We start from the raw sequence: 5,947 nt of genomic DNA on the forward strand, positions 1-5,947 counted from the left end.
ATGGTGACCTTTGGTGTGAGACATGATATTCTGTTCTTGCATCAAGACGATACCTCTTTCATTAATTGTGTAGGAACTTTAATGATAACAGGTCGTATCGACTTGGTGTTTTTTATTTTGTCTGAGTGCTAACGATAGTGGCTAACTTGATTGTAAAACGCGGGATGCATTTATTATATGACAGTAATGTCCTAAAATCACTAGTATCAAACGCTACACGTTTTTGAACAGCCACTAAATATGACTTTTGAGCATAATCTGGCGTGTAATCTTGAAATGCGTCACGTATATCAAGACTTGGGAGATTTTCATCGGAAATAATGCAATCATTATATGCATTATAAAACTCATTGAGCCTTGCTCCAATAACGTGCTTCACTTCAGCACGAATTCTCTGTGGACAATTTAACGATCGACAAACGTGTTGCCAAAGCCGTTTTAATCCGAAGCCAGGCCAGTATTGCTCCCCGTCTTCCTTGAAGTATCCCCCTCGCCGACGATTTCGAATTAACTGCTCCAGTTTGTCAAAATCAAGGTTAGTCACTATCTGATTACGTAAGGCTTCAGGCAAATGTTTCCCCTTGTGAAATTGCGGTTTTTAGGGATTATAGCTAAACACGGCAAAATCATTTTCGCAAATTGCAAGAACAAGTTAGCCACTCCGTGGCACGACACCGTGAGGCGAACTGTTACCTTTGATGAGTTGAGTTAGCTGGCTACGGCTGACTTGGCAGCTCGTCGCTGAGCTCGAGCGCGCTCAGCGATGAAGACTTCCTCGGTCGTGCGATATTTGAGTTGGCGACGAGGGAGGCGGTTGAGCCGATCTTGAGTCTCGGCGACAGCTAGTGGGCTGACAGCGTCTAAGGACTCACCTTTGGGGAAGTCTCGCCGAACCATCTTATTGTGGACCTCGTTGGTGCCGCGCTCGCTGGAACGGTATGGGTGCGCATAGTACACAGTGGTCACGCCATCGAGCACCGAGTCTAGGTCGGCGAACTCAGAGCCATTGTCGGCAGTAACCGTTTTAATGACGTCGCCGTACTCCGCAACGATACCGCGCATGGCGTAGTTTACCGAATCGGCGTCGCGGCCGTCAATCAGACGCATGAACTGGAAACGGGACTTGCGTTCGATGAACGTCATAATGACACTCTCTTGACCATCACGCTTACCCACCACTGTGTCTAGCTCGAAGTGGCCGAACTCACGGCGACTATCCACACGTTTCGGGCGCTCATCGATACTACGTCCAGTAAGCAGTCGTTTGTGCTGAGTGTTGGCCTTGTGCTTGGTGTGGTGGCTGGTCTTCTCCAGCAGATCAATATTCTTGATCTCCAGGAGCTGAGCATCAATGTAGCTGTACAGCGTCGCCGTACAAACCATCTCCTCAGGTCGATAGAGCTTCTTCTTCTTGGCGCGACCAACCACGGCGTCTGGGGACCAGCCGTCTTGTTTGAAGTGTTCTGTGAAGTGGGCGATGAAGTCAGCGGCTTGGACGAGCTTGAGGGGTCTGTGGCATCGCCGCCGGTTCTCTTCGTAGCGAAGCTGGGCTGTCTCAGCGCTGTATTCAGTGCGATACACACGCTTGCCATTGACCTTCTGAACCTGATCGATCTGGCCTCGGTTTAGCTCGTTGGCGACGGTTTGCCGGCAGATACCAAGTATGCGTGCAATTTCTCGATTTGACTTCTCCTCTCCATGAAGTGCAGCGATTTTTCCACGTTCGAAAGCAGTCAGATGGTGACCTTTGGTGTGAGACATGATATTCTGTTCTTGCATCAAGACGATACCTCTTTCATTAATTGTGTAGGAACTTTAATGATAACAGGTCGTATCGACTTGGTGTTTTTTATTTTGTCTGAGTGCTAACGATAGTTGCTAACTTGATTGTAAAACGCGGGGCAAAATCATTTTGCCGTAGGAACGAGATGAGGTTGTAACAGTAGTGGCCAGTATCTTCTAGCCCTACTTAAACAGTGTCGCCAGTTGCTCGCATGAGATTGTGCAGCGTCTGCTTTAGACACTGGAAGCCTTCGCTGTTGTTGGTGATCTCAAGGTGTCTGACAAAGATGGTTCCTTCAGGGTCAATAACTACGACGTCATGTTTTTTCTTGGCGACATCAATTCCTACGTATAACATCTCACTCGCTCCTCAAATATGTAGATGCACTGTGCTCCACAAGCTTTTTGCCGATGTAACCTTGCGTCAAATTAAACATCGAAGCGCAGTGCACCACGTGTTATCTAACTCATTAACAATATGACAAAAAGCTGTGGTTAGAGCCTTCTCGAACCAGTACCTTAACAAGGTCTGTCGGAGATCAAACTAATCCGCAGCGCTCGTTATCAGTGTAGTCCATTTGTGGTGCTAACTGATAAATCTAATATACAAGGAGATCCACTCGCGGTTTTTGCGAGTTAGCTCCGACGAGCGACATTGCTTTCCATGACCAGCCCGCCGGAGTACTTTTTGTCTGAGCTCACAGCTTTTCGTGCCGCTAGGTAATTGGTATAGCTCGTTGATTGGTATAGCTCGTTGAAAGAGTAAAAAAACTCGGCATGCCAATTGACATGCCGAGCTGGGGTTAATTTCGATGCATCTTAAGCCACGATACCCTTTGCCGTGTGTAGCATCAGGCCTTCTCGTACCTCAACCGTACCGTATCCTGCTGAAAGTTACGCTTTCAGCAGGATTTTGCGAACGTGTGTCTATCACAGACGGCCCGTATATCATTAGTCATGAATCGAATCCTGCAATTTATCCCCAGCCTTATCTATTTCCTTGGCTGCCAAAATTGTACCAGCTACCAGAGCTCCTCCAACCAGCAAAGTGCTGGCTACCATAAATGTAAAAATTGATTTTAAAGCATCCATGCATATGACCTCCAATCAATCTTTAGATCTACCAACAAAGAATGATACAACCGCTACGACAATCACTGCACCAACTATCGATGGAATTATTGCCATACCAGCAAGTTTAGGACCCCAATGGCCGAGTAGTGCTTCACCAATAGATGATCCGATGAGCCCAGCAATAATATTTGCAATCCAACCCATCGATTTTCCTTTGCTTGTAATAGCGCCAGCAATAGCACCGATTATTGCGCCAACAATTAGTGACCAAATGAAGTGCATGTAAATCCCTCCCATTAAATATATTCTTTGTTACTAATTATAAGTATACAGGAGTTAAGGCCAAAAAGAAAGCCGAAGGTATCTATTCCCTCTTATACTTATGATAGCTCATTTTGAATTGCGCAGTAAATCGCGAATCTGTGTAAGTAAGAGTTCTTCCTTCGAAACAACAGGAGCATCAGGTTTCTTAGACGGCATAATACGATTAACCGTCTTGACAATAAGAAAGACTACAAAAGCAGTGATCAAGAAGTTAATGACGTCGTTAAGAAAGCTGCCATACGTAAATTTTGCGTTCAAAATTGTAAAATATAGCTTACTTAAATCAGCCTTACCTACAAACATAGAAATAATTGGGTTGATCAAGTTTTTGGTCAGGGAAGTTACAACAGCGGTGAACGCACCGCCAATAATGACACCTACTGCAAGATCTAGAACGTTGCCACGCATAATGAAGTCTCTAAATTCTTTAATCATTTTGAATGCCTCCAAATTTTATGTTACGAATAGAATTATAGCAGAGTGTGGACGTTCTGAAAATTAAAAATAGCGCCTCATAATGAATTGGCTGGCGTCTGCCTAGCTATTTAGATAATCACCTAGGTTTGAAAATCAGTGCAAATCAGTGACAAGACAAAAAACTAGAAATGCTTTTATACCGATATTTTGAGCACCCGTGGCACTCAATAATAACTCATTCTAGAGGCGAGGCCCATATAACTTGCACGTCATGAAAGACCACAGAGTAGTCACGTGTACCAACCATGTGCATACCAATTAGTACACCCTAGTCCCTATATGGGGCTTATTTTTTTGCAATCAAAAAGCCCACCGGATGGCAGGCCAATAATACTTTCAATAGCTTATCCTCATCAGAATTAACTGGCATATCTAACGATTCTTACCGTTTCTTTAGGAGCCAAAGTTTATCTTACTATGAGGAGCACATCAGTGTACAAATATAAGCAGAAAAAGCGCTACGATTGCGGGACTACCCTGTGTAAATATGATTTTCTTGTTAGCTGTCAGTGATCCAAAAGCGGCAGCAAGCACGACAAAACCCACGAATAAAATCTGAACGTGGTAGGAGGCACCACCACTGAGCCCATATCGAGCATATAACAAGCCTACACCGATGAATCCATTATATAGTCCTTGGTTTGCCATCGATGATTTGGCTTCTTTGGTGGCAAGATATCCTTTTGACAAGTCAAAAGCCTTACGGGCCATTTTTGTTTGGGTGCCAAACATCTCGAGAAGCATTATCAGCAATGCCTCAACGGCGACTAGTAACACGAACATATCCTTTACAAATAGCATTACCTATTCCCCCTAAAGAAATTCATTAAAATTGAAATTTATACGATAAAGCATAGTATAACAGACTTCGGAGCGGGAGAACATTTAGCCTGGATTATTCTTAAACACGAAAAAATACAGCGCAACCTCATGACTGGCATGAAGTTGCGCTGCTTTGTGTTTTTCACCTGGGTGCGGTCTTGGGATATTGTAGAGTCGCTGAAAACCAACAATATGAAGGCCATAACACAATGCTTAGACTACGCGCAACTTCACTTCAATGCAATCCTCATTTATCTGTTATCAACGACGCCGGACAATTATCCAATGATGCTGGAATGATACTACCAATTGAATTTAACAATCGGATCCACCTCAAAAACTTGATTCGTAATACGATTTTCTTTAATGATGAGCGAAAATTTGCCAAGATCTCTTTCGTAGATCTATTTGAATTTACGCTTATGCTCCGGATTGCCGGTTATTGCACTGACTCTGCGGCAAATACTTGGCGTCAGGATCCTGCTATTAGGACTGCTTTAGGTGAGTGTGGCCTCTCAAGCTTCTATTTCACGTTTCATCGCAAGCCTGACTCAAGATAATCTGGTTGAAATCCAAAACCTGTTACTGAAACTGGCTGATGTGGTCCTTAAAGATCCTTCACGCACTGAAATGATCCTTGATATCGACTCCACACACTCGGATACCTTCGGCCATCAAGAACACGCAACCTATAATGGTCATTATTCAGCTAATGGCTATCACCCTCTGCTGGTTTTTGATGATGCCACCGGGCTTTTACTAGGTGCGCAGTTGCGCCCGGGTAACGTCTATACCAGTAGCGATGCTGATACGTTCATCGCCCCGATCCTTGATCATCTTAAAGCCTTACGCCCTGATATGAACATCACAGTCCGCGGTGATTCAGGCTTTGCCAAGCCAGAGTTTTATGCAGCCTGTGCCAAGCGCAGTGTTAAATTTATTGTCCGGCTGAAGAAGAATAACCGCATTAACGAACTCACCACAACGGCAACTCAATCCCCTGAGATGACGACTGATTTTCGAAGTGAAGACCACGAACTGGACTATCAAGTTAAAACTTTGGCGGATAATTATCGCGTGATCGTGCATTCTGAAAGTAAGGCTGAGTCTTTTCTTTGGGACGATCATACTTGGTTGGTCACTAATGATACGAAGATTCCGTGTGAAACATTGATCACCCGCTATCGTCAATGCGGAAGAGTCGAAGATCTGATCAAAGAATTGAAAGCCGGTTTTGCTTTCGACAAGACTGACAGTCACTCGTTTACGATGAACGCTGCTAGGGCCTTGATCAGTGCTGTTTCTTACAACATCGTTCAACTATTCAAACTCATTTTGATACTTCAATTTTCAAGTCAAGTGCAACGATGATAACGAATTCTTGATAGTGGTCTAGGCTGTTACGCCATGCATCGGTAGTAATCGCATGGGCGAAGATAGTTCAGAATACGTCTGGGACGATGGTTCA

Annotated in this window: 7 protein-coding genes and 1 pseudogene; 1 reads left to right on the forward strand and 7 read right to left on the reverse strand. The window is 44.3% G+C overall.

The window, feature by feature from the left end; all coding sequences use genetic code 11:
* Window positions 1-112: 112 nt before the first annotated feature.
* The 7 genes from ACYVRZ_RS12905 to ACYVRZ_RS12935 form a co-directional block, all read right to left on the reverse strand.
* A complete protein-coding gene (locus ACYVRZ_RS12905) occupies window positions 113-571 on the reverse strand; it encodes a hypothetical protein (protein WP_461227439.1) in 459 nt (152 codons plus the stop codon).
* 137 nt (window positions 572-708) lie between these two features.
* Window positions 709-1,779 (reverse strand): IS30 family transposase, encoded by a 1,071-nt coding sequence (locus ACYVRZ_RS12910; protein ID WP_461227443.1) that lies wholly within the window; start codon window positions 1,777-1,779, stop codon window positions 709-711.
* A gap of 190 nt (window positions 1,780-1,969) precedes the next feature.
* The gene (locus ACYVRZ_RS12915) at window positions 1,970-2,140 is read right to left on the reverse strand and encodes an IS110 family transposase (RefSeq protein WP_461227441.1); all 171 of its coding nucleotides are present in this window, start codon (window positions 2,138-2,140) and stop codon (window positions 1,970-1,972) included.
* Between the two features lie 593 nt (window positions 2,141-2,733).
* Window positions 2,734-2,874 carry a hypothetical protein gene (locus tag ACYVRZ_RS12920; protein WP_164507541.1) on the reverse strand — a complete coding sequence of 47 codons (141 nt, stop codon included), beginning with the start codon at window positions 2,872-2,874 and terminating at the stop codon, window positions 2,734-2,736.
* Between the two features lie 15 nt (window positions 2,875-2,889).
* Entirely contained in the window at window positions 2,890-3,138 is a 249-nt protein-coding gene (locus tag ACYVRZ_RS12925; protein WP_033572653.1) for a GlsB/YeaQ/YmgE family stress response membrane protein, read from the reverse strand.
* A 108-nt stretch (window positions 3,139-3,246) separates the two neighbouring features.
* Window positions 3,247-3,615 (reverse strand): large-conductance mechanosensitive channel protein MscL, encoded by a 369-nt coding sequence (mscL, locus tag ACYVRZ_RS12930; RefSeq protein WP_203634035.1) that lies wholly within the window; start codon window positions 3,613-3,615, stop codon window positions 3,247-3,249.
* Between the two features lie 471 nt (window positions 3,616-4,086).
* Window positions 4,087-4,458 (reverse strand): DUF1304 domain-containing protein, encoded by a 372-nt coding sequence (locus ACYVRZ_RS12935; protein ID WP_125706724.1) that lies wholly within the window; start codon window positions 4,456-4,458, stop codon window positions 4,087-4,089.
* A gap of 317 nt (window positions 4,459-4,775) precedes the next feature.
* On the opposite strand from ACYVRZ_RS12935, the pseudogene ACYVRZ_RS12940 reads away from it, so the two are divergent.
* Window positions 4,776-5,850, forward strand: a pseudogene (locus ACYVRZ_RS12940) (IS1380 family transposase).
* The last annotated feature ends 97 nt before the right edge of the window (window positions 5,851-5,947 follow it).

It is taken from the genome of Lacticaseibacillus suihuaensis, from assembly GCF_054785075.1.

What these genes read in the sequence shown, in the direction of transcription:
- ACYVRZ_RS12910 (WP_461227443.1), bottom strand. Translation starts at nt 1,779, where the DNA reads ATGCAAGAACAGAATATCATGTCTCACACCAAAGGTCACCATCTGACT.
- ACYVRZ_RS12920 (WP_164507541.1), bottom strand. Translation starts at nt 2,874, where the DNA reads ATGGATGCTTTAAAATCAATTTTTACATTTATGGTAGCCAGCACTTTG.
- ACYVRZ_RS12935 (WP_125706724.1), bottom strand. Translation starts at nt 4,458, where the DNA reads ATGCTATTTGTAAAGGATATGTTCGTGTTACTAGTCGCCGTTGAGGCA.
- ACYVRZ_RS12925 (WP_033572653.1), bottom strand. Translation starts at nt 3,138, where the DNA reads ATGCACTTCATTTGGTCACTAATTGTTGGCGCAATAATCGGTGCTATT.
- ACYVRZ_RS12915 (WP_461227441.1), bottom strand. Translation starts at nt 2,140, where the DNA reads ATGTTATACGTAGGAATTGATGTCGCCAAGAAAAAACATGACGTCGTA.
- mscL (WP_203634035.1), bottom strand. Translation starts at nt 3,615, where the DNA reads ATGATTAAAGAATTTAGAGACTTCATTATGCGTGGCAACGTTCTAGAT.